At 69.7% G+C, this 25,565-nt stretch carries 27 protein-coding genes and 1 riboswitch; of the genes, 9 read left to right on the top strand and 18 right to left on the bottom strand.

Features of this window, described 5'->3' with window-relative positions; all coding sequences use genetic code 11:
- The first annotated feature begins 46 nt into the window (after positions 1 to 46).
- Positions 47 to 925, top strand: coding sequence for a ribokinase (locus tag AACG61_RS00795; protein ID WP_411838132.1), 879 nt, complete (start codon positions 47 to 49; stop codon positions 923 to 925).
- Here AACG61_RS00795 and aroC read toward each other — a convergent pair.
- Positions 913 to 2,013: a chorismate synthase gene (gene aroC, locus AACG61_RS00790; protein WP_411838131.1), complete on the bottom strand. Its 1,101-nt coding sequence runs from the start codon at positions 2,011 to 2,013 to the stop codon at positions 913 to 915. The two genes, AACG61_RS00795 and aroC, sit on opposite strands and share 13 nt — an antisense overlap.
- Positions 2,010 to 4,643 carry a DNA mismatch repair protein MutS gene (gene mutS, locus AACG61_RS00785; protein WP_411838130.1) on the bottom strand — a complete coding sequence of 878 codons (2,634 nt, stop codon included), beginning with the start codon at positions 4,641 to 4,643 and terminating at the stop codon, positions 2,010 to 2,012. The genes aroC and mutS overlap by 4 nt, the downstream gene beginning before the upstream one ends.
- A 46-nt stretch (positions 4,644 to 4,689) precedes the next feature.
- A riboswitch (TPP riboswitch) is annotated at positions 4,690 to 4,789 on the top strand.
- A 29-nt stretch (positions 4,790 to 4,818) separates the two neighbouring features.
- On the opposite strand from mutS, the gene AACG61_RS00780 reads away from it, so the two are divergent.
- From AACG61_RS00780 to AACG61_RS00770, 3 genes are read left to right on the top strand one after another with little or no spacing between them, the layout of a single operon-like run.
- Complete coding sequence (locus AACG61_RS00780) at positions 4,819 to 5,790, top strand: thiamine ABC transporter substrate binding subunit (protein ID WP_411838129.1); 972 nt, start codon at positions 4,819 to 4,821, stop codon at positions 5,788 to 5,790.
- Entirely contained in the window at positions 5,769 to 7,304 is a 1,536-nt protein-coding gene (locus AACG61_RS00775; protein ID WP_411838128.1) for a thiamine/thiamine pyrophosphate ABC transporter permease ThiP, read from the top strand. The genes AACG61_RS00780 and AACG61_RS00775 overlap by 22 nt, the downstream gene beginning before the upstream one ends.
- The gene (locus AACG61_RS00770; RefSeq protein ID WP_411838127.1) at positions 7,294 to 7,980 is read left to right on the top strand and encodes an ATP-binding cassette domain-containing protein; all 687 of its coding nucleotides are present in this window, start codon (positions 7,294 to 7,296) and stop codon (positions 7,978 to 7,980) included. Before AACG61_RS00775 ends, AACG61_RS00770 begins: the two co-directional genes overlap by 11 nt.
- On the opposite strand, the gene AACG61_RS00765 is transcribed toward AACG61_RS00770, so the two are convergent.
- From AACG61_RS00765 to AACG61_RS00750, 4 genes are all read right to left on the bottom strand, one after another.
- Positions 7,977 to 8,081, bottom strand: a complete 105-nt coding sequence (locus tag AACG61_RS00765) for a DUF2474 family protein (protein ID WP_411838126.1) — start codon at positions 8,079 to 8,081, stop codon at positions 7,977 to 7,979. The two genes, AACG61_RS00770 and AACG61_RS00765, sit on opposite strands and share 4 nt — an antisense overlap.
- A complete protein-coding gene (gene cydB / locus AACG61_RS00760) occupies positions 8,081 to 9,112 on the bottom strand; it encodes a cytochrome d ubiquinol oxidase subunit II (protein WP_411838125.1) in 1,032 nt (343 codons plus the stop codon). Before cydB ends, AACG61_RS00765 begins: the two co-directional genes overlap by 1 nt.
- A gap of 2 nt (positions 9,113 to 9,114) precedes the next feature.
- Positions 9,115 to 10,554 (bottom strand): cytochrome ubiquinol oxidase subunit I, encoded by a 1,440-nt coding sequence (locus tag AACG61_RS00755; RefSeq protein WP_411838124.1) that lies wholly within the window; start codon positions 10,552 to 10,554, stop codon positions 9,115 to 9,117.
- 68 nt (positions 10,555 to 10,622) lie between these two features.
- A complete protein-coding gene (locus tag AACG61_RS00750) occupies positions 10,623 to 11,549 on the bottom strand; it encodes a LysR family transcriptional regulator ArgP (protein ID WP_411838123.1) in 927 nt (308 codons plus the stop codon).
- 90 nt (positions 11,550 to 11,639) lie between these two features.
- Here AACG61_RS00750 and AACG61_RS00745 point away from each other — a divergent pair, with 90 nt between their 5' ends.
- Complete coding sequence (locus AACG61_RS00745; RefSeq protein WP_411838122.1) at positions 11,640 to 12,275, top strand: LysE/ArgO family amino acid transporter; 636 nt, start codon at positions 11,640 to 11,642, stop codon at positions 12,273 to 12,275.
- Here the strand turns inward: AACG61_RS00745 and AACG61_RS00740 are convergent.
- The 4 genes from AACG61_RS00740 to AACG61_RS00725 all read right to left on the bottom strand — a co-directional run bounded on the left by AACG61_RS00740 (position 12,250) and on the right by AACG61_RS00725 (position 16,776).
- Complete coding sequence (locus tag AACG61_RS00740; protein WP_411838121.1) at positions 12,250 to 13,056, bottom strand: transglutaminase family protein; 807 nt, start codon at positions 13,054 to 13,056, stop codon at positions 12,250 to 12,252. The two genes, AACG61_RS00745 and AACG61_RS00740, sit on opposite strands and share 26 nt — an antisense overlap.
- A 3-nt stretch (positions 13,057 to 13,059) precedes the next feature.
- Positions 13,060 to 14,016, bottom strand: a complete 957-nt coding sequence (locus tag AACG61_RS00735) for an alpha-E domain-containing protein (protein WP_411838120.1) — start codon at positions 14,014 to 14,016, stop codon at positions 13,060 to 13,062.
- Positions 14,017 to 14,030: 14 nt separating this feature from the next.
- The gene (locus tag AACG61_RS00730) at positions 14,031 to 15,440 is read right to left on the bottom strand and encodes a circularly permuted type 2 ATP-grasp protein (protein WP_411838119.1); all 1,410 of its coding nucleotides are present in this window, start codon (positions 15,438 to 15,440) and stop codon (positions 14,031 to 14,033) included.
- Between the two features lie 175 nt (positions 15,441 to 15,615).
- The gene (locus tag AACG61_RS00725; protein WP_411838118.1) at positions 15,616 to 16,776 is read right to left on the bottom strand and encodes an acetyl-CoA C-acyltransferase; all 1,161 of its coding nucleotides are present in this window, start codon (positions 16,774 to 16,776) and stop codon (positions 15,616 to 15,618) included.
- Positions 16,777 to 16,865: 89 nt separating this feature from the next.
- Between AACG61_RS00725 and AACG61_RS00720 the strand changes: the two genes are divergently transcribed.
- Both AACG61_RS00720 and AACG61_RS00715 read left to right on the top strand, forming a co-directional pair.
- Positions 16,866 to 17,228, top strand: a complete 363-nt coding sequence (locus tag AACG61_RS00720; RefSeq protein ID WP_411838117.1) for an STAS domain-containing protein — start codon at positions 16,866 to 16,868, stop codon at positions 17,226 to 17,228.
- Positions 17,225 to 17,752: an ATP-binding protein gene (locus AACG61_RS00715; protein WP_411838116.1), complete on the top strand. Its 528-nt coding sequence runs from the start codon at positions 17,225 to 17,227 to the stop codon at positions 17,750 to 17,752. Before AACG61_RS00720 ends, AACG61_RS00715 begins: the two co-directional genes overlap by 4 nt.
- Before the next feature lie 7 nt (positions 17,753 to 17,759).
- On the opposite strand, the gene hspQ is transcribed toward AACG61_RS00715, so the two are convergent.
- The 8 genes from hspQ to AACG61_RS00675 form a co-directional block, all read right to left on the bottom strand.
- Positions 17,760 to 18,110: a heat shock protein HspQ gene (gene hspQ, locus AACG61_RS00710; RefSeq protein ID WP_411838115.1), complete on the bottom strand. Its 351-nt coding sequence runs from the start codon at positions 18,108 to 18,110 to the stop codon at positions 17,760 to 17,762.
- A gap of 78 nt (positions 18,111 to 18,188) precedes the next feature.
- Positions 18,189 to 18,638 (bottom strand): CreA family protein, encoded by a 450-nt coding sequence (locus AACG61_RS00705; protein ID WP_411838114.1) that lies wholly within the window; start codon positions 18,636 to 18,638, stop codon positions 18,189 to 18,191.
- Positions 18,639 to 18,642: 4 nt separating this feature from the next.
- Positions 18,643 to 19,365: a metallophosphoesterase gene (locus AACG61_RS00700; protein WP_411838113.1), complete on the bottom strand. Its 723-nt coding sequence runs from the start codon at positions 19,363 to 19,365 to the stop codon at positions 18,643 to 18,645.
- A gap of 74 nt (positions 19,366 to 19,439) precedes the next feature.
- Positions 19,440 to 21,029, bottom strand: coding sequence for a phosphoglycerate dehydrogenase (gene serA / locus AACG61_RS00695; protein ID WP_411838112.1), 1,590 nt, complete (start codon positions 21,027 to 21,029; stop codon positions 19,440 to 19,442).
- Positions 21,030 to 21,144: 115 nt separating this feature from the next.
- Positions 21,145 to 22,290, bottom strand: coding sequence for a phosphoserine transaminase (locus AACG61_RS00690; protein WP_411838111.1), 1,146 nt, complete (start codon positions 22,288 to 22,290; stop codon positions 21,145 to 21,147).
- A 99-nt stretch (positions 22,291 to 22,389) separates the two neighbouring features.
- Entirely contained in the window at positions 22,390 to 23,016 is a 627-nt protein-coding gene (locus AACG61_RS00685; protein WP_411838110.1) for an HD domain-containing protein, read from the bottom strand.
- A gap of 6 nt (positions 23,017 to 23,022) precedes the next feature.
- A complete protein-coding gene (gene secB / locus AACG61_RS00680; protein ID WP_411838109.1) occupies positions 23,023 to 23,556 on the bottom strand; it encodes a protein-export chaperone SecB in 534 nt (177 codons plus the stop codon).
- Positions 23,557 to 23,656: 100 nt separating this feature from the next.
- Positions 23,657 to 24,193: an FxsA family protein gene (locus AACG61_RS00675; protein ID WP_411838108.1), complete on the bottom strand. Its 537-nt coding sequence runs from the start codon at positions 24,191 to 24,193 to the stop codon at positions 23,657 to 23,659.
- Positions 24,194 to 24,301: 108 nt separating this feature from the next.
- Between AACG61_RS00675 and AACG61_RS00670 the strand changes: the two genes are divergently transcribed.
- Both AACG61_RS00670 and AACG61_RS00665 read left to right on the top strand, forming a co-directional pair.
- The gene (locus tag AACG61_RS00670; RefSeq protein WP_411838107.1) at positions 24,302 to 24,958 is read left to right on the top strand and encodes a Tim44/TimA family putative adaptor protein; all 657 of its coding nucleotides are present in this window, start codon (positions 24,302 to 24,304) and stop codon (positions 24,956 to 24,958) included.
- On the top strand, positions 24,958 to 25,560 hold the full coding sequence (locus tag AACG61_RS00665; RefSeq protein WP_411838106.1) for a Smr/MutS family protein: 603 nt from the start codon (positions 24,958 to 24,960) through the stop codon (positions 25,558 to 25,560). Before AACG61_RS00670 ends, AACG61_RS00665 begins: the two co-directional genes overlap by 1 nt.
- Positions 25,561 to 25,565: the final 5 nt, after the last annotated feature.

Here is a 25,565-nt window from a genome sequence, read left to right as displayed (position 1 = left end):
GGCTGGGCCTGCCCGGTCACATGGCCGCCAAACGGCGGAGGCGTGCATGGCAATCTGGAACCTGGGCTCGATCAACATCGACCATGTCTATCGGCTGGAGAGCCTGCCCAAGCCCGGAGAGACGCTGGCCTCGCGCGGCTATGCGCAGGGCCTGGGCGGCAAGGGCGCGAACCAGTCGGTCGCCGCGGCGCGCGCGGGCGCGGTCACGCATCACCTGGGTGCCATGGGCACGGGCGATGACTGGGTGCGCGACCGGCTGGCGCAGGCGGGCGTGGACATGGGCCATGTCGCCCGGCTGGAGGATCAGGCCACGGGCCACGCGATCATCCTCCTGGATGCGGAGGCCGAGAACGCCATCGTCATCCACCCCGGCGCGAACCGCGCCATCGACGAGGCCGCGCTGACGCAGGCCCTCTCCGCCCTGACCCCCACCGATACGCTCCTGATCCAGAACGAGACGAACGGCCAGGTCGCTGCCGCCCGCGCGGCACAGGCGCAGGGCGCGCGCGTGATCTATTCCGCCGCCCCCTTCGATCTGGAGGCGGTGCGCGCGGTCCTGCCCCATGTGTCGATCCTGGCGATGAACGCCGGAGAGGCGGAGCAGCTTTTCGCGGGCGTCTCCGGCGACCTGCCGGTGCAGGGCCTGCTGATCACCCGCGGCGGCGACGGCGCTGAATACCGTGACCTGACCACGGGCCAAGTGCATGAGCAGCCCTCGTTCCGCGTGACGCCTGTGGACACGACCGGCGCGGGCGACACCTTCGCGGGCTATTTCGCGGCGGCGCTGGACGGCGGGGCGGATGTCGCCGCCGCCCTGCGGCTGGCCTCAGGGGCAGCGGCGCTCAAGGTGACGCGCGCGGGGGCGGGCGATGCCATCCCCACCCGCGCCGAAGTGGACGCGTTTTTGGCCGATCAGCCGATCTGACCGCGAACCCCGCCTGTCTGCGCCCGGTCCATCAGCAGGTGGTCCAGGATGACGCAGGCGGCCATCGCCTCGGCCACCGGCACGGCACGGATGCCCACGCAAGGGTCGTGGCGGCCCTTGGTGATCACGTCGATCTCCTCTCCGCGCGCATTGATCGAGCGGCGCGGCGTGGTGATCGAGCTGGTCGGCTTGATCGCGAAGCGCACGACGATGTCCTGCCCGGTCGAAATGCCACCCAGAATCCCGCCAGCATGGTTCGACAGGAATTCCGGCCCGTCCGGCCCCATGCGGATCTCGTCCGCGTTCGCCACTCCGGTCAGCGCGGCCGAAGCCATTCCCTCGCCGATCTCGACCGCCTTCACGGCATTGATCGACATCATCGCGGCGGCCAGATCGGTGTCCAGCTTCGCATAGACCGGCGCGCCGAGGCCCGGCGGGCAGCCCTGAACGCATACCTCGATCGCCGCGCCGACGCTGTTCTGATCCTTGCGGATGCCGTCCAGATAGTCGGACCAAGCCTGAACGGCATCCGCATCGGGCAGGAAGAACGGGTTGTCGTTCACCGCCCCCAGGTCCAGCCGCGCGCGGTCCAGATGCATCGCCCCCATCTGCACCATGTAGCCGGTGATCCTCAGCTCCGGCACCAGCGCCCCCAGCACCGCCTGCGCCACCGCACCGGCCGCAACCCGCGCCGCCGTCTCGCGCGCCGAGGACCGGCCCCCGCCGCGATAATCGCGCACCCCGTATTTCAGATGATAGGTGATGTCGGCGTGACCGGGGCGAAAGCTGGTCGCGATGTCGCCATAATCCTTGGACCGCTGGTCGGTGTTCTCGATCATCAGCTGGATCGCGGTGCCGGTGGTGACGCCCTCGAAGACGCCGGACAGGATGCGCACCTGGTCGGGTTCGCGCCGCTGCGTGGTGTGCTTGGAGGTGCCGGGGCGGCGGCGGTCCATGAAGCGCTGGATATACTCCTCCGACAGCGGCACGCCGGGCGGCACGCCATCGACGGTCGCGCCCAGGGCCGGGCCGTGGCTTTCGCCCCAGGTGGTGAAGCGGAACTCGCGGCCGAAGGTGTTGTAGCTCATGGGCGCGTCTCCTCGGACAGGGCTTTCAACTCATAGATCAGGTCCAGCGCTTCGCGCGGGGACAGGGCGTCGGGATGGACCGCCTTCAGGCGATCATCCAAGGGGCGGGCCTTGGTCGCGGGCGGCGGGGCGGCGCGGAACAGCGGCAGGTCGTCGATCAGCGCCACGGGGCGCGCCGACTGACGCTCTCCGCTTTCCAGCGCGGTCAGGACGGTGCGGGCGCGTTCCACGACGGACGAGGGCAGGCCCGCCAGCCGCGCGACCTGCACGCCATAGCTGCGGTCGGCCGCGCCCTTCCTGACCTCGTGCAGGAAGATCACCTCGCCCTGCCATTCGCGGACGGCGACGGTGGCGTTCTCGACGCCCTCCAGCTTGGCCGACAGCGCCGTCATCTCATGGTAATGCGTGGCGAACAGCGCCCGGCAGCGGTTGGCGGCATGCAGATGCTCCATCACCGCCCAGGCGATCGACAGCCCGTCCCAGGTTGAGGTGCCGCGCCCGATCTCGTCCAGGATCACCAGCGCGCGGTCATCGGCCTGGTTCAGGATCGCGGCCGTTTCCACCATCTCGACCATGAAGGTGGACCGCCCCCGCGCCAGGTCGTCGGCGGCGCCCACGCGGGAAAACAGCTGGCTGACCAGCCCGATATGCGCCGCGCGCGCCGGAACAAAGGCCCCGGCCTGCGCCAGCACCGCGATCAGCGCGTTCTGCCGCAGGAAGGTCGACTTGCCCGCCATGTTCGGCCCTGTCAGCAACCAGATCGCGGGCGTGGCCCCGGTGGTCAGGTCGCAGTCATTGGCGACGAAGCTTTCCGCCTTGCGGCGCAGCGCGCGTTCCACGACCGGATGGCGGCCGCCTTCGATGACGAAGGCGCGGCTGTCATCGACGCGCGGCCGGACCCAGCCCTCGCCCGAGGCCAGATCGGCAAAGGCGCAGGCCAGGTCGATCTCGGCCAGGGCGCGGGCCGCCTGCCCGATCCGCGCCGCCTGATCCAGGATCGCCGTCCGCAGGCGGTCGAAGATGCCCCGCTCGATCTCCAGCGCACGGTCGCGGGCGTTCAGGATGCGGGTCTCCAGCTCGGAGAGTTCGACCGTGGTGAAGCGGATCTGGTTCGCGGTGGTCTGGCGGTGGATGAAGGTCTGGTTCAAGGGCGCGGCCATCATGCGCTCGGCATGGGTGGTCGTCGTCTCGATGAAATAGCCCAGGACGTTGTTGTGCTTGATCTTCAGGCTGCCGACCCCGGCCAGGGCCGCGTAATCGGCCTGCATGCCCGCGATGACGCCGCGCCCCTCGTCGCGCAACCGGCGGGTCTGGTCCAGATCGGCGTCATGCCCCTCGGCGACGAAGCCCCCGTCCCGCGCCAGCAGAGGCGGCTCGGCCACCAGTGCATCATCCAGGAGGTCCACCAGCGCCTCATGCCCGACCAGATCGCCCGCCGCATCGCGCAGCACGGGCGGCGCATCACCGGGCAGGCGCACGGCGATGGCCGCGCCCTGCGTCAGCCCGGCCCGGATCGCGGCCAGATCGCGCGGGCCGCCCCGGTCTAGCGCCAGCCGCGACAGCGCCCGGTCCATGTCCGGCACCCGCGCCAGCGCGCCGCGCAGATCCGCCAGCAGCCGCGCATCCCCCGCCAGCGCCGCCACCGCATCATGGCGCGCCGCGATCAGCGCCAGATCGCGCGACGGCGCGCTGATCCGCCGCTCCAGCAGGCGCGCGCCCGGCGCGGTCACCGTGCGGTCGATGGCCGCCAGCAGGGATCCCTCGCGCCCGCCCGACAGGGCCTGTGTCAGCTCCAGGTTGCGCCGGGTCGCGGCGTCGATCTGCATCGCGCCGCCTGCGCGTTCGCGCACCGGCGGGCGCAGCAGCGGCAGGCGGCCCTTCTGCGTCATGTCCAGATAATCGACGATGGCGCCCATCGCGGCCAGTTCGGCGCGGGTGAAGCTGCCGAACCCATCCAGCGTTTCGACCCCGTACAGCGCGCAAAGCCGCCGCGTGCCCGCATTGCTGTCGAAGGCGCTGGCATGCAGGTCGGTCATCACCGCGCCCGCGTCACCGATCAGTTCCTCCAGCCCGGTGTCGCAGGCCAGCACCTCGCGCGGGGCCAGCCGCGCCAGTTCGGGGGCCAGACGCGGCAGGGGGCAATCCATCACCGAAAACGCGCCGGTCGAGATGTCGACCCAAGCCAGCGCGCCCTCCTCGCGGACCACCACGAAGGCCGCCAGGTAATTGTGCCGCCGCGCCTCCAACAGCGATTCCTCGGTCAGGGTGCCCGGCGTCACCAGCCGCACCACGTCGCGCGCCACGACCGATTTCGACCCGCGCTTCTTGGCCTCGGCGGGGTCCTCCATCTGTTCGGCAATGGCCACGCGGAACCCCTTGCGGATCAGCGTCAGCAGATAGCCCTCGGCCGCATGGACCGGCACGCCGCACATCGGGATGGGTTCGCCCAGATGCGTGCCGCGTTTGGTCAGCGCGATGTCCAGCGCGGCGGCCGCGGCGACCGCGTCGTCGAAGAACATCTCGTAGAAATCGCCCATGCGATAGAACAACAGCGCGCCGGGATTGGCCTCCCGGATCGCAAGATATTGCGCCATCATCGGCGTGGGCTGGTCGGTCGCGTCCCTGGTCATGGGCGGTTTCTATCCGCTTGCGCGGGCGCGCGAAACCTCTACATTCAGGGGCACCTCGGGGTGCCCCATGCGGGCTGAGACGCGACAGCGGACCCGTAGAACCTGATCCGGCTCACACCGGCGGAGGGAAGGTGCGCACCCCTTCTTTTCGATCACCCGACAAGAGAGGCTGCCGATGAAATCCGTCCTGATCCCCGCTTTGCTGCTGGCCAGCCCCGCCTTGGCCCAGGATCGCGTCCTGACCGTCTATGCCGGCGACAGCGTCACCAGCGAATGGGGCCCCGGCCCCGCCATCGAGGAGGGGTTCGAGGCGATCTGCGACTGCGACCTGCAGTTCGTGACCGGCGACGTGCTGCCGCGCATCCTGATGGAGGGGGCGGGCACCCAGGCCGACATCGTCTTCGGCCTGAACACCGACATGACGGCCCGCGCCCGCGCATCGGGTCTGTTCGCGCCGCACGGGCAGGACACGTCCGACCTGTCGCTGCCCATCGCATGGGAGGATGACATCTTCCTGCCCTACAACTGGGGCGAGACGGCCTTCGTCTATGACGCGACCCGGCTGGAGAACCCGCCCGCCAGCTTTGCCGAACTTCTGGAGGCCAAGGACATCAGCATCGTCATCCAGGATCCGCGCAGTTCGGTGTCGGGTCTGGCGATGCTCCTCTGGGTCAAGTCGGTCTATGGCGATGAGGCGGGCGAGGCCTGGGCCAAGCTCGCGCCCAAGGTGCTGACCGTCACCCGCGGCTGGTCGGAATCCTATGGCCTGTTCACGGATGGCGAGGCGGACATGGTCCTGTCCTACACCACCTCGCCCGCCTATCACATCGCCGCCGAGGAGGACGACACCAAGCGCGCCGCGATCTTCCCCGAGGGGCATTACTTCATGGCCGAACTGGTGGCCCAGATCGCGGGCACCGATCAGCCCGAACTGGCGCAAGCCTTCATGGACTGGGTTCTGACCCCCGATTTCCAGGCGACGATCCCGCTGGCCAACTGGTCCCTGCCCGCGAAACTGCCCCAGGCCGACTGGCCGGAGGTGATGCGCGACCTGCCCCGCCCCGAGACGACCCTGTTCCTGTCCGAGGACGAGGCCGAGGCCCTGCGCGCCCCCGCCCTGGACGAATGGCAGCGGGCCTTCCGCTGAGCATCGGCCACGCCATCGCGGGCGCACTTGCCGCGCTGATCCTGGGCACGCTGGCGGCGGTGGCCTGGGTCGCGGGCGGGCTGTCGGGCCTGACCGAATGGGACCTGCGCGCCGTCTGGTTCACGTGCTGGCAGGCGGCGCTGTCCGCCACCCTGTCGGCCGCGCTGGCCGTGCCGGTCGCGCGCGCGCTGGCGCGGCGGCGGTTCCGGGGGCGGGGGCTTCTGGTCACGCTGCTGGGGGCGCCCTTCATCCTGCCGGTGATCGTGGCGGTGCTGGGCCTGATCGCGATCTTCGGGCGCAACGGCGCGCTGAACGGCGCGCTGGAGGCCCTGGGCCTGCCCGCCATCGGCATCTATGGCTGGCAGGGGGTGATCCTGGCGCATGTGTTCTTCAACCTGCCGCTGTCGGTGCGGCTGATCCTGCAGGGCTGGCAGGCGATTCCGGCCGAACGCTTCCGGCTGGCCGCCAGCCTTGATTTCGCGCCCCGCGACATCGCCCGCCATCTGGAACGCCCGATGCTGCGCGGCGTGCTGCCCGGCGTCTGGCTGGCGGTGTTCCTGGTCTGCCTGACCTCCTTCACGGTGGCGCTGGCCTTGGGCGGCGGGCCGCGGGCCACGACGGTGGAGCTGGCCATCTATCAGGCGTTCCGCTTCGACTTCGACCTGGGGCGCGCGGCGGCCTTGGGGATGGTGCAGATCGCGATCTGCATCGCGGCGGCGGCGCTGGCCGCGCGGATCACGGTGCCCGCGGGCTTCGGCGCGGGGCTGGACGCTTTGGGCGGGCCGCCCGCGCCCGGCGGCTGGCGGCGGTTGACGGACGCGGCGGTGATCGCGGCGGCGGCGGCCTTCCTGCTGGCGCCGCTGATCTCGGTCGCGGCCACGGGCCTGCCGCGCATGGTTGCCCTGCCGCCCGAGGTCTGGGCGGCGGCGGGCCGGTCGCTGGTCATGGCGGTGATCTCGGCGCTGCTCTGCGCGGGGGCGGCCTTGGCGCTGGCCCTGACGGTGGCGCGGGGGGCGGCCCGGTGGGTCGAGGCGGCGGGCATGCTGCCGCTGATCGCCTCGCCGCTGGTGCTGGGGACGGGGCTGTTCATCCTGCTGCGCGGCACGATCACGCCGCAGCAGATGGCCCTGCCGGTCACGGCGCTGATCAACGCGGCCATGGCGCTGCCCTTCGCGCTGCGCGCGCTGATCCCGGCCGCGCGCACGTTGCAGGACGATTACGGGCGGCTGGCCGCGTCACTGGACCTGCGGGGCTGGGCGCGGCTTCGGCTCTTGGTCCTGCCGCGCCTGGCACGGCCCCTGGGCTTCGGCGCGGGGCTGGCGGCGGCGCTGGCCATGGGCGATCTGGGTGTCATCACGCTGTTCGCGGGCGACAACCCGACGCTGCCGCTGATGCTCTATCAGCTGATGAACAGCTATCGGATGGCGGATGCGGCGGCCTGCGCCCTGCTGCTGATGGCGCTCAGCCTTGGCCTGTTCTGGGCCTTCGACCGGGGAGGACGCCATGGCGCTTGAGTTTCAGGACATCCTGCTGCGTCAGGACGACTTCACGCTGACCGCCGACCTGACCGTGCCGCGGGGCCGCCATGCGGTCATCGGGGCGTCGGGTTCCGGCAAGTCGACCCTGCTCGCGCTGGTCGCGGGGTTTCTGACCCCAACCCGGGGCCGCCTGCTGTGGGACGGCGCCGACATTACCGCGCTTCCGCCGGGCAAGCGACCCCTGTCGATCCTATTTCAACACAACAACTTGTTTCCGCATCTCAGCGTGAAACAAAATGTGGGAATGGGCCTGCGCCCGGACCTGCGCTTGGACCGCGTCCAGAAGGCGCGTGTCCTGGAGGTTCTGGATCAGGTCGGACTCACCGGAACCGGGGACCGGCGTCCCGACAGCCTGTCGGGCGGTCAGCAGAGCCGCGTCGCCCTTGCGCGCGTCCTGCTGCGCGCGCGGCCGCTGCTGCTCTTGGACGAGCCCTTCGCGGCCCTGGGTCCCGCGCTCAAGGCCGAGATGCTGGCGCTTCTGGCGCAGGTCGCGGCGGACACGACCGTGCTGATGGTGACCCATGACCCCGAGGATGCCCGCACCTTCGCGCCCGACACCCTGCTGGTCGAGGAGGGGCGCGTTCATCCGCCCTGCCCCACCGGGCCACTGCTGGACGATCCGCCGCCGGGGCTGCGGGCCTATCTGGGCTAGGCGATCCACAGGCGGATGATCCAAGCCACCGTCCCGATTGCCGCGACGCTGGCCAGCCAGATCGCCACGAACCAGGCCAGCCGCCGCAGGGCCGTGGGCATCAGTGATAGCCCTGCCTGGGGTCCATCTTGCCGCGGAACACCCAGTAGGAATAGGCGGTATAGGTCAGGATCACCGGGACCAGCACCGCCGCGCCGACCAGCATGAAGATCTGGCTGTTCTCGGGGGCGGCGGCCTCCCAGATGGTGACCTCGACCGGCACGATGTAGGGGAACATCGAGAAGCCCAGCCCGCCGAAGGCCAGGATGAACATGCCGAGCGCGAACAGGAACGGCCAATAGTCGTGCTGCCGCACCATCAGCGTGGTGAACATCCCGAAGGCCAGCGCCAGCACCGCCGCGCCCACCCCCGCCGCCAGCGCGATGTTCCAGCCTCCGAACCAGCGGCTGTAGTAGCCGTCCTGAAGGAAGGGCGTCCACAGGCTGACGACGCCCATGAAGACCACCGTGGCGACGCCCAGAACCCACGCCCGCCTGCGCATCCGCTCCTGCAGGGGGCCGGTGGTCTTCATCACCAGCCAGGTCGCGCCCAGCAGCATGTAGCCCACCATGACCGCGATGCCGACCACCACGCTGAACGGGGTCAGCCAGTCCCACCAGCCGCCCGAATATTCCCGCGCCGCCTTGTCGATGTCGATGCCCTGCAGCAGCCCGCCCAAGGCGATGCCCTGCGACAGCGCGGCGACCGCCGATCCGCCGATGAAGGCCAGGTCCCAGACCGGGCGCCAGCGCTTGGTCCGCCAGCGGAACTCGAACGCCACGCCGCGAAAGATCAGCGCCAGAAGCATCGCCATGATCGGCGCATAGAGCGCGGGCAGGATCAGCGCATAGGCCAGCGGAAAGGCCGCGAACAGCCCGCCTCCGCCCAGCACCAGCCAGGTCTCGTTCCCGTCCCAGACCGGCGCGACCGAGTTCATCATCAGGTCGCGGTCGCCGCCCTCGCGTTCGGCCGCGAACAGCATGCCCAGCCCCAGGTCGAACCCGTCCAGCACCACATAGACCAGCACCGCGAAGGCGATGACGAAGGCCCAGATGACCGTCAGATCCAGCGATACGCCTTCCGTCAGGGGCATGGTCATTCTCCGGGTTGGGGCGCGCGCGCGCCGTGCTGCTGCGCGGGGGTGGTTCCGGCGGTGCGGGTCGGGCTGTCGTTCACATCCTTCAGCCGCGGCTCGTCGCGCAGCGGGGGCCGGTTCATCAGCCGCAGGATGTAGTAGGTCCCTGCCCCGAACACCGCGAAATAGACGATGATGAACGCCATCAGTGACGCGCCGACCGCCGCCGCATCCAAGGGCGCCGCACTGTCCGCGGTGCGCAGATGGCCGTAGACGGTGAAGGGCTGTCGGCCGACCTCGGTCGTGATCCAGCCCGCCAGGACCGCGATCAGCCCGGCCGGCGACAGGATCAGCGCGGCGCGGTGCAGCATCGGACTGTCATAGAGCACCCCCCGCCAGCGCGCCCAGAGCGACCACAGCCCGAGGCCCAGCATCGCGAAGCCCAGGGCCACCATCACCCGGAACGACCAGAAGACCACCGCGACCGGCGGCTGATCGGCGCGGGGGACGGTGTCCAGCCCGTCCAGCGGCGCGTTCAGGTCGTGCTTGAGGATCAGCGAGGACAGCTTGGGGATGCCGATGGCATAGTCCAGGCGCTGCTCCTCCTGGTTGGGGATGCCGAACAGGTAGAGCGGCGCGCCCTCGGGGTGGCTCTCGAAATGGCCCTCCATTGCCATGACCTTGGCGGGCTGATGCTCCAGCGTGTTGATGCCGTGCATGTCGCCCAGAAGAATCTGCACGGGCGCGAAGATCGCGGCCATCCACATCGCCATGCTGAACATGGTGCGCGTGGCCGGGCTGACCCTGTCGCGGCGGTGGCGGTGGCGCAGCATGTGCAGCGCGGCCACGCCCCCCACGATGAAGGCCGTGGTCAGATAGGCCGCCGTGACCGTGTGCATCAGCCGGTACGGGAAGGACGGGTTGAAGATCACCTGCCAGAAGTCGGTGGGCAGGAACTGGCCCGTCTCGGCGTCGATCTCGAACCCCGCCGGGGTGTGCATCCAGCTGTTCACCGACAGGATCCAGAAGGCCGACATGGCGGTCCCGAAGGCCACCGCCGCGCAGGCGATCATGTGCAGCGTGGGCCCGACCCGGTCGCGGCCGAACAGCATGATCCCCAGGAACCCCGCCTCGAGGAAGAAGGCCGACAGCACCTCATAGGCCATCGGCGCGCCGATGACCGGCCCCGCCTTGTCCGAAAAGGCTGACCAGTTGGTCCCGAACTGATAGGACATGACGATGCCCGACACGACGCCCATCGCGAAGGCCAGGGCGAAGATCTTCACCCAGTAGCGGAACAGGTCCAGATACTGATGGTCGCGGGTCCACAGCCACAGCCCGTTCAGCACCGCCAGGAAGCTGGCCAGCCCGATGGTGAAGGCGGGAAACAGGAAGTGGAAGCTGACGGTGAAGGCGAACTGGATACGGGCCAGAAGGATGGCGTCGGCATTGTCGAACATCGGATGCCTTTCACGACGGGGATGCGCGGCCGCGGCAGGAACCGCAATCACCATCACCCTATCTCATTTCAACCCGCAGTGGTTCCCAAATCATCCGGGGCCGCGGCGCGCGGCAGCGCCCCGGCCGCCGCGTGACGGACCGCGCGGGTCAGCGGCGCCAGCGACGCGGCCGCCATGCGGTTCACCTGCCAGACCAGCGCCACGTCATGCGGCACGCCGGGCGACAGCGCGACCAGCCGCCCCGCGGCCAGATGCCCCGCGACCAGGGCCTCGGGGTTCAGGCCCCAGCCCATGCCCGCGAGGCACGCCTCGACGAAGCCGGTGCTGGAGGGCAGGCCATGGGCGGGCAGGCTGCCCACGCCCCAGTGCCGGGCGGCCCAGTCCTGCTGCATCCGGTCCTTGCGGTTGAAGGCCAGGGCGGGGGCGCGGGCCAGCGCCGCGGCGGTGACGCCGTCGGGAAAGTGCCGCGCCATGAAGGCCGGACTGGCCGTCGCGCGATAGCGCAGGACGCCCAAGGGCCGCATGTCGCATCCGGGCACCGGCTGCGCCGAGGCGGTCACGGCGGCCAAGACCTGACCGTCACGCAGCCAGTCGGCGGTGTGGCCCTCGTCATCGACGGACAGATCGACCAGCACCGCGCCATCGGCCGTGAAATCGGCCAGGGCGGGCAGGAACCAGGTCGCCAGGCTGTCGGCATTCACCGCGACGCGCAGGCTGGGCCGCGGGTCCGAGGTCTGAGAGAGGCCCGGAAGGTGCCGGGCCAGGCCGGCCTCCAGCAGGTCGACCTGCTCCATGTGGCGGCACAGGCGCAGGCCTGCCGGGGTGGCGGTGCAGGGCTGGCCGCGCCGGATCAACACCGTGCCCAGACGCTCCTCCAGCTGGCGCACTCGCTGCGACACCGCCGAGGGCGAGATGTTCAGCGCCCGCGCCGCCTGATCGAAGCTGCCCAGACGGGCGATCAGCGCGACGGCACGGGCGGCGGCATGGTCCAGCATCGGTTTTCCTTCACCCGCGTAAGCCATCCGAATTTGTCCGGGGCGGGACGACAGGCTAGGACGGGGGCGATCCACAGGAAAGGCCCCGCAATGAGCGTCTTCTTCACCGGCATGGCGACCGGGCTTGGGCTGATCGTGGCGATCGGCGCGCAGAACGCCTTCGTGCTGCGGCAGGGGCTGCGGGGGCAACATGTGACCGCCGTGGCGCTGACCTGCGCGCTGTCGGATGCGCTGCTGATCGGGGCGGGCGTTGCGGGGGCGGGGGCGCTGACCGCGCGGCTGCCTTGGCTGGACCCGGTGATGCGGGCGGCGGGGGCGGCGTTCCTGATCTGGTACGGGGCGCGCAGCCTGCGGTCCGCGCTGCGATCCGACGCGGCGCTGGAGGTGGCGGGGCAGGGGCCGGACGCGCCGCTTGGCGCGGTGCTGGCCACCTGCCTGGCGATCACCTGGCTGAACCCGCATGTCTGGCTGGACACGGTGGTGCTGCTGGGCGCGATCTCGACCCAGTATCCCGGGGCCGAGGCGTGGTTCGCGGCGGGCGCGATCAGCGGATCGTTCCTGTTCTTCCTGACGCTGGCGCATGGGGCGGCCTGGCTGCGGCCGGTCTTTGCCCGGCCGCGCGCGTGGCGGCGGCTGGAATTCGCGATCGCCCTGGTCATGTGGGCGATCGCGGCCAGCCTGGTCTGGCCGTGGGTGGCGGCTATTGCGCCATCTCCTCGACCCTGACGGTCACGTCCATGTCCTCGGCGCCCGATCCCATGGCGACGCCCCGGATCGGCGCCGCATCCGCCGCATCCAGCCCCGAGCCCAGCCGCACATAGCGTTCGTCCGGACAGCAGCGGTTCGCCGCGTCGAAGCCGACCCAGCCCAGGCCCGGCACATGGATCTCGGCCCAGGCATGGGCCGCGTCATGGGCCTTGCCGTCCAGCGTCGAGTGCAGATAGCCCGAGACATAACGCGCGGGCATGCCCGACAGGCGCGCGATGGCGGTCAGCGCATGGGTGTGATCCTGGCAGACCCCCTCGCCCAGGGCCAGGGCCTGCGCGGCGGTGGTGCCGGTCTGCGTCACGCCGGGGCGGAAGGCGATGCGGTCGCTGATCGCGCCGGACAGGCGGTGCGCCCGGTCCAGCGGATCGTCGCCCGCCACCGACGCGGCCAGCGCGCGCAGCGCGTCGTCGGGCCGGGTCGCCGGGCTGTCGCGCAGATAGGTCAGCGGGTTGATCATCTCGCGGTGGCCGCGCAGCACGCCCGCCGTGTCGCGGGTGTCGACGCGGCCGGTGATGCGGACCGTCACCTGATCGACCGGGCCGCGCACGGTCCAGCCCTCGATCCAGTCGCCGGCGCCGTCGCGGAAGCCCGGCCCGCGCAGCCCGCCCGACACGTCGATCTGCCAGTCATGGGTCTTCTGCCCCTCGAAGATCGAGGGCGTCAGGCGCAGGCTCTGGACCAGGTTCCGGATCGGCTGGTCATAGCGATAGAGCGTCTCATGGGCGATCATCAGGCGCATGGGTCACACTCCTCCCAGCAGGTAGTCCTGGTGCACCAGGTTCGAGATGGTGGACAGCTCCTGGATGAACCAGCTGAGGAACTCGTGCAGGCCCTCGTCGAAGATCATCTCGATGTCGCGGGCCTGCAGCGCGGCCAGCACCTCGCGCGCCTTGTCGCGGGCGCTGGTCGGCACGCTGTCGCCATAGCGCCGCGCCAGCCCCTCCAGGTGCCACACCGTCTCATAGAGCGAGGTGATCAGCGCGCGCGGGCTTTCCCCGTTCAGAATCAGGAAATCGGCCACCTGCCCCGCGGTGATGTCGCCGCCATAGGCCCAGTGATAGGCCCGATGCGCCGACAGCGCGCGCAGGATCACCTGCCACTGATAGGTGTCCAACCCCGATCCGACGAATTCGATGCGCGGCAGCAGCACGAAATACTTCACATCCAGCAGGCGGGCGGTCGCGTCGGCCCGCTCCAGCCCATAGCCCAGGTTCATGAAGTGCCAACCGTCGTTGCGCAGCTGCGAGGCGTTGATCGCGCCCCGCACGGTCGAGGTGTGGGCGGTCACGAAATCGGTCAGCGAGGCCGTGTCCAGCTTGGCCCGCGGAGTGCGCTCGATCTTGCGCAGCTCTTGGTACGCCACGTTCAGCGCGTCCCAGACCTGGCTGGTCAGCGCGGTGCGCACGATGCGCCCGGCCTCGCGCGCCTTCTCGACGCAGCTGACGACGGAGGAGGGGTTGTCATGGTCGAAGAAGATGAACTCCTCGATGTTCTCCTGGGTGATGCCGCCGTATTTCCGGCCGAACAGGTCCGCGCTGCCCGAGGCCTGCAGCAGCGAGTTCCATTCGTTCTGATAGCCGGCCTCGGTATTGGGCAGCAGCGTGATGCGCTGGCCCACGTCCAGCAGGCGGGCGGCGGTTTCGGCGCGTTCCAGATGGCGGCCCATCCAGAACAGGTTGGAGGCGGTGCGGCTGAGCATCGTGTTGCGTCCCCTCATTCCGACAGGACCCAGGTGTCCTTGACACCTCCGCCCTGTGACGAGTTCACCACCAGCGACCCCTCGCGCAGCGCGACGCGGGTCAGGCCGCCCGGCACCAGCTCGATCCGGTCGCCGCACAGGCAATAGGGCCGCAGGTCCACATGGCGCGGCGCGATCCCGTCCTCGACGAAGGTCGGGCAGGTGGACAGGGCCAGCGTGGGCTGGGCGATGTAGTTCGACGGGTTGGCCTGGATCTTGGCGCGGAAGGTCTCGATCTCCTCCTTGGTCGACTTGGGGCCGACCAGCATGCCGTAGCCGCCCGATCCGTGGACCTCCTTGACGACCAGTTCGGGCAGATGCTCCATCACATAGCGATAGTCGTCGTCCTTCCACAGCGTCCAGGTCTGGACGTTGTTCAGGATCGGCTCCTCGCCCAGATAGAACCGGACCATCTCGGGGACGAAGGTGTAGATCGCCTTGTCGTCGGCCACGCCCGCGCCCGGCGCCGAACAGATCGACACCCCGCCCGAGCGATAGACGTCCATCAGCCCCGGAACGCCCAGCATCGAATCGGGCCGGAAGCACAGCGGGTCCAGGAACGGGTCGTCGATCCGGCGATAGATCACGTCCACCCGGCGCGGGCCGGTGGTGGTGCGCATGTAGCAGAACTCGCCATCCACGAACAGGTCCTGCCCTTCGACCAGCTCGACCCCCATCAGGTTGGCCAGGAAGCTGTGCTCGTAATAGGCGCTGTTGAAATGGCCGGGCGTCAGGATCACGCAGGTCGGCCGGTCGTTGCATTTCGCCGGCGCCACCGATTCCAGCGTGCGGCGCAAGAGGTCGGGATACTGGTCCACGGGCTCGATCCGGTTGCCGCGGAACAGGCCGGGGAACATGCGCATCATGATCTCGCGGTTCTCCAGCATGTAGCTGACCCCGGACGGCGTGCGGCAGTTGTCCTCCAGCACATAGAACTCGTCCTTGGCGGTGCGCACGAGGTCGATGCCGATGATGTGCGAATAGATGCCGCGCGGCGGCACCACGCCGACCACGGCCTTCTCATAGGCTTCGTTCTGATAGACCAGCCGCGCCGGGATGCGGCCCGCGCGGATGATCTCTCCGCGGCCATAGACGTCGCGCAGGAAGGCGTTCAGCGCCCGCGCGCGCTGCTTGATGCCGCGTTCCAGGCGGCGCCACTCGGCCTGCTCGAAGACGCGGGGCATCATGTCGAAGGGGATCAGCCGGTCCGGATCGCCCCCCTCGCCGTAGACGGCGAAGGTGATGCCGATGCGCCGGAACAGCGCCTCGGCCTCGGCCTGCTTCATCTGGCGGAAGTCGTCGGGCATCGTCTCGACCCATTCCCGCAGCCGGGCATAGGGTTCGCGCACGCGCTCGCCTTCGAACATCTCGTTGTATGTGCTCATCCATCCCCCACTCGTCACGCGTCATTCAGGGTCTTGCGCCCCGTCGATGATCCGCGTCCGGCCGTCCGAAGTCCACAGCAGAACCGCCGGATTTGCCTGTTGGTTCCGCAGCATGATCGGCCGGGCAAGGCCGTCCCGATGCACGGGACGGCAGCCTGCCGGTTTCGCGGGCAGTTCAGGTCAGCTCGATGGCGACGGCGGTGCCCTCTCCGCCGCCGATGCAGATGGCCGCCACCCCCCGGCTGAGGCCGCGCGCCTGCAGCGCATGGATCAGCGTGACGATGATGCGCGCGCCCGATGCGCCGATCGGATGGCCCAGGGCGCAGGCCCCGCCGTTCACGTTGACGCGGTCATGCGACAGGCCCATGCGCGTCATGAAGGCCATGGGGACGACGGCAAAGGCCTCGTTCACCTCCCACAGATCGACGCTGTCGGCGCTCCAGCCGATCCGCGCCAGCAGCTTCTCGGCCGCGGGCACGGGGGCGGTCGGGAACTGTCCGGGCGCCTGGCCGTGGCTGGCATGACCCAGGATGCGCGCGACGGCGCCCGACGGATCGGCCCCGATCACCAGCGCCGCCGCCCCGTCCGAGATGCTGGAGCTGTTGGCCGCCGTCACCGTCCCGTCCTTGCGGAAGGCGGGCTTCAGCTGCGGGATCTTGTCGGGGCGGGCCAGGCCAGGCTGCTCGTCGATCTCGACGATCCGGTCGCCGCCGCGGCCCGGCACGGTGACCGCGGCGATCTCGGCGGCAAAGGCGCCACGGGCGATGGCCTCCTGCGCGCGGGTCAGGCTGGCAAGGGCGTATTCGTCCTGCGCCTGCCGGGTGAAGGCGAACTCGGCCGCGCAATCCTCGGCGAAGGTGCCCATCAGGCGGCCCTTGTCATAGGCGTCCTCCAGCCCGTCCAGGAACATGTGGTCCAGGACCTGCCCATGCCCCAGACGCGCGCCCGCCCGCATCTTCGGCAGCAGATAGGGGGCGTTCGACATGCTCTCCATGCCGCCCGCGACGACCGTCTCGGCGCTGCCCGCGGCGATCGCGTCGGCGGCCATCATGACCGCCTGCATGCCCGATCCGCACATCTTGTTCAGCGTCGTGGCCGGCACCTCCTGGCCCAGCCCCGCGGCAAAGCCCGCCTGGCGCGCCGGCGCCTGTCCCTGCCCCGCGGGCAGCACGCAGCCCATCAGCAGCGAATCGACCGGCCGCCCGCCCGCCCGCGCCAGCGCGGCGCGGATCGCCGTGCCGCCCAGATCGGCGGCGGCGACGGGCGACAGTGCCCCCATCAGCCCGCCCATCGGGGTGCGCGCGGCACCTTGCACGAAAATCTGTCGTGTCGTCATGAATTCCCCCTCATGTCCCTGCCCTCCGCTTACCGGATCGTAACCTTTCCCGTCTACTGAGGAACGCAGAAGCACAGGAAAGGCCGATCATGCAGTTCATCGTCGAAGAGACCGAGTCCCACCTGCACGTCACGGTGACGGAAGCCCGGATCGACGCGGCGATCGCGACCCAGTTCAAGGACAAGCTGCGCGAGATCGTGGTCGGCCGCCGAAAGCCCGTCCATCTGGACATGGCCGCGGTCGACTTCATGGACAGCTCGGGCCTGGGCGCCATGATCGCCGTCCGCAAGAGCCTGCCCGAGACGGTGGAGCTGGTGCTGCTGGCGCTGACCCCGAATGTCGAGCGGGTGTTCCGCCTGACTCGGATGGACAGCGTCTTCGACATCCGCCCCGCGGTACCGGCCTCCCATGCCTCCCGGCCCCACACCGCTCAGAAGGAGCAACGTGAATGACCTCCAGCGAACGCTCCGGCATCGGCGTCGATGCCGGCACGGGCGCGCGTCCCGCAACCCGGACGCAGCCGATGTTCCACCGCGTGCTCAGCGCGCATCCGATGACCGTGCGCGACACGCTGAGCGACGTGCGCCTGCGCTTCCGCGCCGAGGTCAGCGACGACACCCTGGGCCGGCTGGAGCTGGTCCTGGCCGAGGTGATGAACAACGTGGCCGAACACGCGCCCCTGACGGCGCCCGACGACGCCGAGCCGCATCTGCCGGTGATCCATCTGTGCATCGTGCGCCACAGCGGCGGGCTGGCCTGCGCGCTGACCGATGACGGGGCGTCCCTGCCCGACGACTGCCTGCTGCCGCGCGGCCTGCCGCCGATGCTGGCCGACGACCTGCCCGAGGGCGGGTTCGGCTGGTTCCTGATCCAGGACCTGACGCAGGCCCTGTGCTACTACCGCGAGGAGAGCCGGAACTATCTGGCCTTCAGCATCCCCTTCACGCAGCGCGAGGCCGAGGGCGCCAGCACCTGAGCCGGCCTCAGTTCACCGGCCCCGCCAGGAAATAGCGTCCGTCCTCGAAGGCGCCGAACATGTCGCCGACCTCGGGGTGGTCCAGCGGCTCGCCCGAGCAGTCCAGCTCCAGGTTCTGCTCCGAGACATAGGCGACGTAATAGGTCGCCTCGGTCTCGGCAAAGAGGTGGTAGAAGGGCTGATCCTTGTCGGGGCGCACGTCCTCGGGGATGGATTCGTACCATTCGTCGGTATTGGCGAATTCCGGATCGACATCGAAGATCACCCCGCGGAACGGGCGCGACCGGTGACGGACCACCTGTCCAAGGCTGTATTTCGCATGGCGGCTCTGGGCCGGCATCCGCGCGGGTTCCATCATCTCATTCCGGCTCGATCAGACGTCAGCGCGCCTTCTAGCGCGACAGGGCCGCACTGTCCACCGAATCGCCCCGGACCGTCAGGGCGCGCGGTCCTCGGCCAGAAGCGGCACCGTCGCCATGGACATCTTGGCCGATCCCTCGGTCACCTGGCTGGCATGGGCCAGATAGATCAGCACCCGGTTCTCGGCGTCATAGACGCGCTGGACCCGAAGCGTCTTGAAGACCAGCGACCGCCCCTCCGAGAACACCGCCTCGGCCTCCCCCGGCTCCAGCCCCGAGACGTCGATCGCCCCCGTCCGCGCGCATTGGATCGCGCTGTTCGAGGGGTCCTCGAACCAGTTCCCCTGGCTCAGCCGGTCCAGGACCGAGCGTTCGAAATAGGCCAGATGGCAGGTCACGCCCGGCACGTCGGGATCGCGGATCGCCTCGATCACCACGTCGTTCCCGACCCAGTCCACGCCGACCCGGCCGATCTCCTCGGCGGCGGCGGGCAGGGCCAGCAGGCTCAGCAGGGCGGCAAGGCGCATCGGTTCACTCCGGCGACAGGGGCTCTCGGCCCGATTCGGTCAGCAGATGCACGGCGCCCGGCTCGATCACGGCCGTGGCCAGCGGACGGCCATAGGCGGCCCCGCCATCCATGTTCAGGCGGTTTCGATACAGCACCGGACGCTCCAGCGCGGTGTGGCCATGCACGACCAGCGGGCCGTGATCGGCCTCGCTGTCCAGGAATCCCTGACGGATCCAGACCAGGTCCTGCTCCTGCTGCCGCTGCAGGTCGATGCCCGGCCGCACGCCCGCATGCACGACCAGCGCCAGCGGATGCAGGTGCCACAGCGGCAGCCCGGCCAGGAACCGGACATGATCGTCCGGCACCGCGCGCCGCGCGGCCTCCAGCAGCGCCGCCCGCGGCATCGCCGCATCCAGCCCGTAGGAGGCCAGCGTCGCCGCCGCCCCCAGTCCCGGATGGTCGATCCAGTGCTGCCCCGAGGACAGGCCCGGATCGACCCAGTCTGGCCGCTGCAGGAAGGCGGGCAGGAATCGGTCGTGATTGCCGCGCGTGACGATCCAGGGCCGCCCGGCGCGCCGGCCCTCCATCAGGTGCTGGACGACGCCGCGCGAATCGGGTCCGCGGTCGATCAGGTCGCCCACATGGGCGATGACCGTATCGCGACCGCCATCGCGGAAGACCCGCTCATGCGCGGCCTTCAGCTGGTCCAGATGTCCGTGGATGTCGCCGATCGCGTAAAGTCGCATCTGTCAGCCCCGGGCCGTGGCGCGCGGCAAAAGGCGACCGCGCGCCCCTTGGTTAGGGGCGCGCGGCGGGAAGGTCAAACCTCGAATTGCAGGCGGCGGGCCTGCAGGAACTTGCCGGTGTTCTGCAGCGCGGCCAGGGCCGCGTCGCTGATCGCCTCGTCCAGATACAGGATCGCGATGGCATCCGCGCCGTTCGCGGCCCGGCCCAGGGTGAAGTTCGCGATGTTCACGCCCAGATCGCCCAGGGTCATCCCCAGGGCGCCGATCACGCCCGGCACGTCCTTGTTGCGGGTATAGAGCATGTGCGCCCCCACCTCGGCATCCACGTTGATGCCGCGGATCTGGATGAAGCGCGGCTTGCCGTCGCTGAACACGGTGCCGGCGATCGAGCGTTCGCGGGTCTCGGTGACGCAGGTGACCTTGACGTAACCCTCATAGGCGCCGGCCTTGTCCTGCCTGGTGGTCGACACCTGCACGCCACGCTCCTTGGCCATGACCGGGGCCGAGACCATGTTCACGTCCGGATTCGTGGCCTTCATCACGCCCGCGATGACGGCCGCGTTCAGCGCATTCAGGTTCATCTCGGACACGACGCCGTCATAGAGCACATTGATCGCCTTGATCGGCTCGTCCGTCATCTGGCCTACGAAGGCGCCAAGATGCGCGGCCAGCTTGATCCACGGACCCATCACGGCCGCTTCCTCGGCAGTGACCGAAGGCATGTTCAGCGCGTTCTGCACCGCGCCAGACAGCAGATAGTCCGACATCTGCTCGGCGACCTGCAGGGCCACGTTCTCCTGCGCCTCGGTGGTCGAGGCGCCCAGATGCGGCGTCACGACGACGTTCGGCAGGTTGAACAGCGGGCTCTCGGTCGCGGGCTCGACGGCGAAGACGTCGAAGGCCGCGCCGGCCACGCGCCCGTCCGTCAGCGCCTCGGCCAGCGCCTCCTCGTCGACCAGACCGCCGCGGGCGCAGTTGATGATGCGCACGCCCTTCTTCAGCTTGGCGATGGCCTCGCGCGACAGGATGTTCTTCGTCTTCTCGGTCAGCGGTACGTGGAAGGTGATGAAATCCGCGCGGCCCAGCAGCTCGTCCAGCTCGACTTTGGTCACGCCGATCTCGCGCGCCCGCTCCTCCGACAGGAAGGGGTCATAGGCCAGCACCTTCATGTGCAGCCCCAGGGCGCGGTCGATCACGATCGACCCGATATTGCCCGCCCCGATCACGCCCAGGGTCTTGTTGAACAGCTCGACCCCCATGAAGCGGTTCTTCTCCCACTTGCCGGCATGGGTGCTGACGCTGGCCTCGGGCAGCTGGCGGGCGACCGCGAACATCATCGCGATGGCATGCTCGGCGGTGGTGACGCTGTTGCCGAAGGGCGTGTTCATCACGATGACGCCCTTCTTGCTGGCGGCCGGGATGTCGACGTTGTCGACGCCGATGCCCGCGCGGCCGATCACCTTCAGGTTCGCCGCCTGCTCCAGCAGCTTCTCGGTCACCTTGGTCGCCGACCGGATGGCCAGCCCGTCATACTGCCCGATCACCTCGGCCAGCTTTTCCTTGTCCTTGCCCAGATCGGGCAGGTAATCCACCTCGACGCCGCGATCGCGAAAGATCTGGACGGCGGTTTCCGACAGCTTGTCGGACACGAGAACCTTCGGCATGGGACTAGTCCTTCTCATGCGGCATCCGGGCACAGCCTCGCGGACGCCTTGCTTCTTCTTCAGAAAAATATCCTGCGGGGGGTCCGGGGGGCGCAAGGCCCCCCGACCTCTCGGATCACTGCGCGGCCAGCTCGGCGCGGTACGCCCATTCAATCCACGGCATCAGGGCCGCGACATCGGCGGTCTCGACCGTCGATCCGCACCAGATCCGCAGACCGGCCGGCGCGTCGCGATAGGCGCCCGCATCCAGCGCGACGCCCTCCTTCTCCAGCCGCTTGGCCACGGCCTTGGCAAAGGCCGCGCCGTCCTTGATGGCCGGATCGGTGAATTTCAGGCAGACGCTGGTCGTCGATGCGGTGGCCGGGTCCTCGGCCAGATCGGCGATCCAGTCCTTGTCCGCGATGAAATCGCGCACAGCAGCCGCATTGGCATCCGCCCGCGCGATCAGCGCCGTGAGGCCGCCCAGGGATTGCGCCCATTTCAGCGCCACCAGGTAATCCTCGACCGCCAGCATCGAGGGCGTGTTGATCGTCTCGCCCTTGAAGATGCCCTCGATCAGCTTGCCGCCCTTGGTCATGCGGAAGATCTTGGGCAGCGGCCAGGCGGGGACATAGGTCTCCAGCCGCTCGACGGCGCGCGGCGACAGGATCAGCACGCCATGCGCGCCCTCGCCGCCCAGCACCTTCTGCCAGCTGAAGGTCACCACATCCAGCTTGTCCCAGGGCAGATCCATGGCAAAGGCCGCGCTGGTCGCGTCGCAGATGGTCAGGCCCGCGCGGTCGGCGGGGATCGCATCGCCGTTCGGCACGCGCACGCCGCTGGTGGTGCCGTTCCAGGTGAACACGACGTCCTTGTCGAAATCGACCTCGGCCAGATCGACGATCCTGCCGTAATCGGCCTTGCGGACGGTGGCGTCCAGCTTCAGCTGCTTCACGGCATCCGTGACCCAGCCCTCGCCGAAGCTTTCCCAGGCCAGCATCTCGACGGGGCCTGCGCCCAGCAGGGTCCACATGGCCATCTCGACCGCGCCGGTGTCGGAACCGGGGACGATGCCGATGCGGTAATCGGCCGGCACGCCCAGGACCGTGCGGGTCAGGTCGATGGCCTCGGCCAGCTTGGACTTGCCGACGGCGGCGCGATGCGACCGGCCCAGGGGCGCGTCCGACAGCATATCCAGCGAATAATGGGGAATCTTGGCGCAGGGGCCAGAGGAGAAGCGCGGATTTTCCGGCCGCGCGGCCGGGATCGCATGATCGGTCATGTGACTAGCCTTCCAGCTAAAGGCCCCTCGTTGGGGAGGGGTGTCCCACGGACCGACATACGCGCGCCACGCCCCCGAAGCAACCCCCTTGCGCGGCGGTCAGCCGCCGGGCGGGGGCGCGCCGGCGCCGTCGACCTGCGCCAGGACCGCCGCGAAGCGCTCCAGAAAGGCCGCGCGGGTCTGGGCCGGGGGGCGCAGGGTGATGCTCAGGTCGGGCAGCATCTGCGCCTCGGGGACGGGGAACAGGCGCTGCGCCTCGGCCGCGCCGAAACCCGCGATGGTCACCGCCTCCAGGCGCGCCGAGACGCGGTCGGCGGCCTTGATCCGCCGCTTGACCGCCACGGGCAGCACCGCGGGCAGGCCGAAGCGCAGATGGATCGCCGCCGCCAGACGCGCATCCATGGCCTTGTATTCGCCGCCCAGGGCCGCCTTCACCGGAGAGATCATGTCCCCGATGACGTATTCCGGCGCGTCATGCAGCAGCGCGGCCAGCCGCCAGCGCGGATCGCAGCCGGGGTCCAGCCGCGCCATGATCTGTTCCACGAGCAGCGAATGTTCGGCCACCGAATAGGGCCAGTCGCCCTGCGTCTGACCGTTCCAGCGCGCGACGAAGGCCAGGCCGTGGGCGATGTCCCCGATCTCGATGTCGAAGGGCGTCGGGTCCAGCAGGTTCAGCCGGCGGCCCGACAGCATCCGCTGCCAGGCGCGCGATGCGGGCCTGGCCATCGGATCTTACGACAGGCGCTGGTCGGCGGGCGCGGCCTGGGCGGCCTGGGCGCGGCGCGCCAGCTCCTGGCGATACAGCGCCACGAAATCGACCGGGTCCATGTTGAAGGCCGGGAAGCCCCCGTCGCGGGTCATGTCCGAGATGATGCGCCGGACATAGGGGAACAGCATCCGCGGGCATTCGATCATCAGGAACGGATGCAGCTGCTCCTGCGGGACGCCCTCGATCTGGAAGACCCCTCCGTAATCCAGCTCGGCCAGGAACAGCGTCGCGCCGTCGCCCTTGTTAGTCGAGGTGACGCGGTACTTGGTGATGACCTCGTACTGGGTGTCGCTGCCGCGCTTGCGGGCGTCCAGGCTGACCTGCACGGTGATCTCGGGCTGGACCTCGCCCTGGGGGGCGCCCTTCTGGGCCACGGCGTTCTCGAACGACAGGTCGCGGATGAACTGGGCCAGGATCTGCATGCGCGGCTGCGCGGCGGCGGCGCCGGCCTGGGTCTCGGGCTGGGCTGCGCCGTTCTGCGGGGTGTCTTCGGTCATGGTCCTACCTTCGTTGTCCGTATGGGCGTGATGCGTATGGGCGCGAAGCCCGCGAACATGACGCGTGCAGCCCGCGTTCTAGCAGGCCGGCACGCGGCGCTCAATGCCGGGTCCAGCCGGAGCCCCGGCCCGTTCCGCGGCCCGGCGGCGGCGGCACGTCGCCCAGTTCGGGGGGCAGGTCCACCGGCGCGCGCGGGGACCCGCCGTCGTCGGCCACGACGTAATCGCCGTCGATCACGCCCGCCTCGTAAGGGGGGCGGTGCGGCTCGCGGCGGGGCATGCCCCGCGTCGTCGTGACGCGCCGGGCGATCCGCGCCATCAGCAGGCGGCGCACGCCGGGCACCAGCAGCGCAAGGCCCAGGATGTCGCTGAAGAAGCCCGGAATCAGCAGCAGCAGACCCGCCACGATCACCATCGCGCCATCGGCCATGGGGCGCATGGGGTCGCGCATCTCGGCCAGGCTGCGCTGGACCTCCAGGCCCGCGCGGGCGCCCTGACCGCGGATCAGGGACACGCCCAGCACGGCCGACAGCACCACGAGGCCCAAGGTCGGCCACAGGCCGATCAGCCCTCCGACCTGGATGAACAGCGCGATCTCGATGATCGGCACCACCAGAAACATGGCGATCAGCCGCATGTGAATTCCCCTTCCTGCCGGCGCGGAAACTGGACTTGCGCCAAGGCACTCCCTACATAATGCACAGACCGCCCGATACCAACGCCGTTTGACCAGAGGTTGCCCTGCATGTCCAACCCGCTTCTTCAGCTGATCGTCCTTGCCGGCATCGCGATCTTTTTGATCCTGCGGCTGAAAAACGTGCTGGGGACACGCGACGGGTTCGAGCCCCCGCAGGTGGACCAGACCCCTGCCCGCCCCAACCGCTTCGAGGTGATCGAGGGCAGCGCGGAGGAGCCCGACCACGACATCCTGGACCATGCCGAGGCCGGCGGCCCCGCCGCGACCGCGCTGGCCGCGATGAAGCGGGCCGAGCCCTCCTTCGGGCTGCGCGACTTCCTGGGCGGCGCGCGCCAGGCCTATGAGATGATCCTGATGGCCTTCGAGCGGGGCGACCTGTCCGAGGTCCGTCCCTTCCTGGCCCCCGAGGTCGCCGAGGCCCTGCAATCGGTCATCGACCAGCGCAGCGCCGCGGGCCAGACCGTCGAGGCGACCTATCTGGGCACCCGCGACACCAGCTTGGCGGCGGCCGAATACGACCCCGCCACCGGCATCGGGCAGATCACCGTCCGCTTTGTCGGAGAGTTGATCGCCGTGACCCGCGCCGCCGACGGCAGCGTGGTCGAGGGCGACCCCAAGGCCCCGCGCAAGCAGAAGGACACCTGGACCTTCGCCCGTCCGATGGGTCAGGACGATCCCAACTGGCAGCTCGTCGCGACCGGCTGATGGCACGCCGACGGGGGCTGACGCCCGAGGACCGGGATCTCTGGACCCGCGTCGCGCGAACCGCAGAGCCGCTGGACCCCAAGCGCAAGGGACAGGCCGCCGATCTGGCGGCCTTTGCCGATATGATCGCCCCCCCTGCGCCCGCCCCCGCACCGCCCGCCCCGCTGCCGCGGTTCCGCGTGGGCCAGGCCGCGTCCCGGCCCGCCGCCAAGATCGCGCGCCCCGTCTCGCCCGCCGACCAGCTGTCGGCTGCGAGCCTGCGCATGGACGCGCGCACGCATCGCCGCATGAGCAAGGGCAAGCTGCACCCCGAGGCGCGGCTGGACCTGCACGGTCTGACCCTGTCGGAGGCGCAGCCGGAACTGCTGCACTTCATCCTGCGCAGCCATGCGAACGGGCTGCGGCTGGTGCTGGTCATCACGGGAAAGGGGCGGGGCGATCACGGGCCGATGCCGACGCGGCCGGGTGCGTTGCGCTATCAGGTGCCGTACTGGCTGCACGCCGCGCCGCTTTCGGCGGTGGTGCAGCAGGTCAGCGCGGCGCATTTCCGCCATGGCGGCGACGGAGCCTATTACGTCTATCTGCGCCGGGCCAAAGGTTAGATGCG

Source organism: Paracoccus sp. ME4 (genome assembly GCF_046736325.1).
In the GTDB taxonomy this organism is placed as follows: domain Bacteria; phylum Pseudomonadota; class Alphaproteobacteria; order Rhodobacterales; family Rhodobacteraceae; genus Paracoccus.
Note: the sequence above shows the minus strand (reverse complement) of the source record. Positions and strands in the feature narration are given on the sequence as shown.

Excerpts from the sequence above, each read along its gene's own strand:
- AACG61_RS00685 (WP_411838110.1), bottom strand. The coding sequence starts at position 23,016 with ATGGCCAGGCCCGCATCGCGCGCCTGGCAGCGGATGCTGTCGGGCCGC.
- hspQ (WP_411838115.1), bottom strand. The coding sequence starts at position 18,110 with ATGATGGAACCCGCGCGGATGCCGGCCCAGAGCCGCCATGCGAAATAC.
- AACG61_RS00730 (WP_411838119.1), bottom strand. The coding sequence starts at position 15,440 with ATGAGCACATACAACGAGATGTTCGAAGGCGAGCGCGTGCGCGAACCC.
- AACG61_RS00795 (WP_411838132.1), top strand. The coding sequence starts at position 47 with ATGGCAATCTGGAACCTGGGCTCGATCAACATCGACCATGTCTATCGG.
- secB (WP_411838109.1), bottom strand. The coding sequence starts at position 23,556 with ATGACCGAAGACACCCCGCAGAACGGCGCAGCCCAGCCCGAGACCCAG.
- AACG61_RS00775 (WP_411838128.1), top strand. The coding sequence starts at position 5,769 with ATGGCAGCGGGCCTTCCGCTGAGCATCGGCCACGCCATCGCGGGCGCA.
- cydB (WP_411838125.1), bottom strand. The coding sequence starts at position 9,112 with ATGCCCCTGACGGAAGGCGTATCGCTGGATCTGACGGTCATCTGGGCC.
- AACG61_RS00725 (WP_411838118.1), bottom strand. The coding sequence starts at position 16,776 with ATGACGACACGACAGATTTTCGTGCAAGGTGCCGCGCGCACCCCGATG.
- AACG61_RS00720 (WP_411838117.1), top strand. The coding sequence starts at position 16,866 with ATGCAGTTCATCGTCGAAGAGACCGAGTCCCACCTGCACGTCACGGTG.
- AACG61_RS00670 (WP_411838107.1), top strand. The coding sequence starts at position 24,302 with ATGTCCAACCCGCTTCTTCAGCTGATCGTCCTTGCCGGCATCGCGATC.
- AACG61_RS00700 (WP_411838113.1), bottom strand. The coding sequence starts at position 19,365 with ATGCGACTTTACGCGATCGGCGACATCCACGGACATCTGGACCAGCTG.
- mutS (WP_411838130.1), bottom strand. The coding sequence starts at position 4,643 with ATGACCAGGGACGCGACCGACCAGCCCACGCCGATGATGGCGCAATAT.
- AACG61_RS00755 (WP_411838124.1), bottom strand. The coding sequence starts at position 10,554 with ATGTTCGACAATGCCGACGCCATCCTTCTGGCCCGTATCCAGTTCGCC.
- AACG61_RS00745 (WP_411838122.1), top strand. The coding sequence starts at position 11,640 with ATGAGCGTCTTCTTCACCGGCATGGCGACCGGGCTTGGGCTGATCGTG.
- AACG61_RS00735 (WP_411838120.1), bottom strand. The coding sequence starts at position 14,016 with ATGCTCAGCCGCACCGCCTCCAACCTGTTCTGGATGGGCCGCCATCTG.
- AACG61_RS00750 (WP_411838123.1), bottom strand. The coding sequence starts at position 11,549 with ATGCTGGACCATGCCGCCGCCCGTGCCGTCGCGCTGATCGCCCGTCTG.
- AACG61_RS00705 (WP_411838114.1), bottom strand. The coding sequence starts at position 18,638 with ATGCGCCTTGCCGCCCTGCTGAGCCTGCTGGCCCTGCCCGCCGCCGCC.
- aroC (WP_411838131.1), bottom strand. The coding sequence starts at position 2,013 with ATGAGCTACAACACCTTCGGCCGCGAGTTCCGCTTCACCACCTGGGGC.
- AACG61_RS00770 (WP_411838127.1), top strand. The coding sequence starts at position 7,294 with ATGGCGCTTGAGTTTCAGGACATCCTGCTGCGTCAGGACGACTTCACG.
- AACG61_RS00690 (WP_411838111.1), bottom strand. The coding sequence starts at position 22,290 with ATGACCGATCATGCGATCCCGGCCGCGCGGCCGGAAAATCCGCGCTTC.
- serA (WP_411838112.1), bottom strand. The coding sequence starts at position 21,029 with ATGCCGAAGGTTCTCGTGTCCGACAAGCTGTCGGAAACCGCCGTCCAG.
- AACG61_RS00675 (WP_411838108.1), bottom strand. The coding sequence starts at position 24,193 with ATGCGGCTGATCGCCATGTTTCTGGTGGTGCCGATCATCGAGATCGCG.
- AACG61_RS00715 (WP_411838116.1), top strand. The coding sequence starts at position 17,225 with ATGACCTCCAGCGAACGCTCCGGCATCGGCGTCGATGCCGGCACGGGC.
- AACG61_RS00765 (WP_411838126.1), bottom strand. The coding sequence starts at position 8,081 with ATGCCCACGGCCCTGCGGCGGCTGGCCTGGTTCGTGGCGATCTGGCTG.
- AACG61_RS00740 (WP_411838121.1), bottom strand. The coding sequence starts at position 13,056 with ATGCGCCTGATGATCGCCCATGAGACGCTCTATCGCTATGACCAGCCG.
- AACG61_RS00780 (WP_411838129.1), top strand. The coding sequence starts at position 4,819 with ATGAAATCCGTCCTGATCCCCGCTTTGCTGCTGGCCAGCCCCGCCTTG.
- AACG61_RS00665 (WP_411838106.1), top strand. The coding sequence starts at position 24,958 with ATGGCACGCCGACGGGGGCTGACGCCCGAGGACCGGGATCTCTGGACC.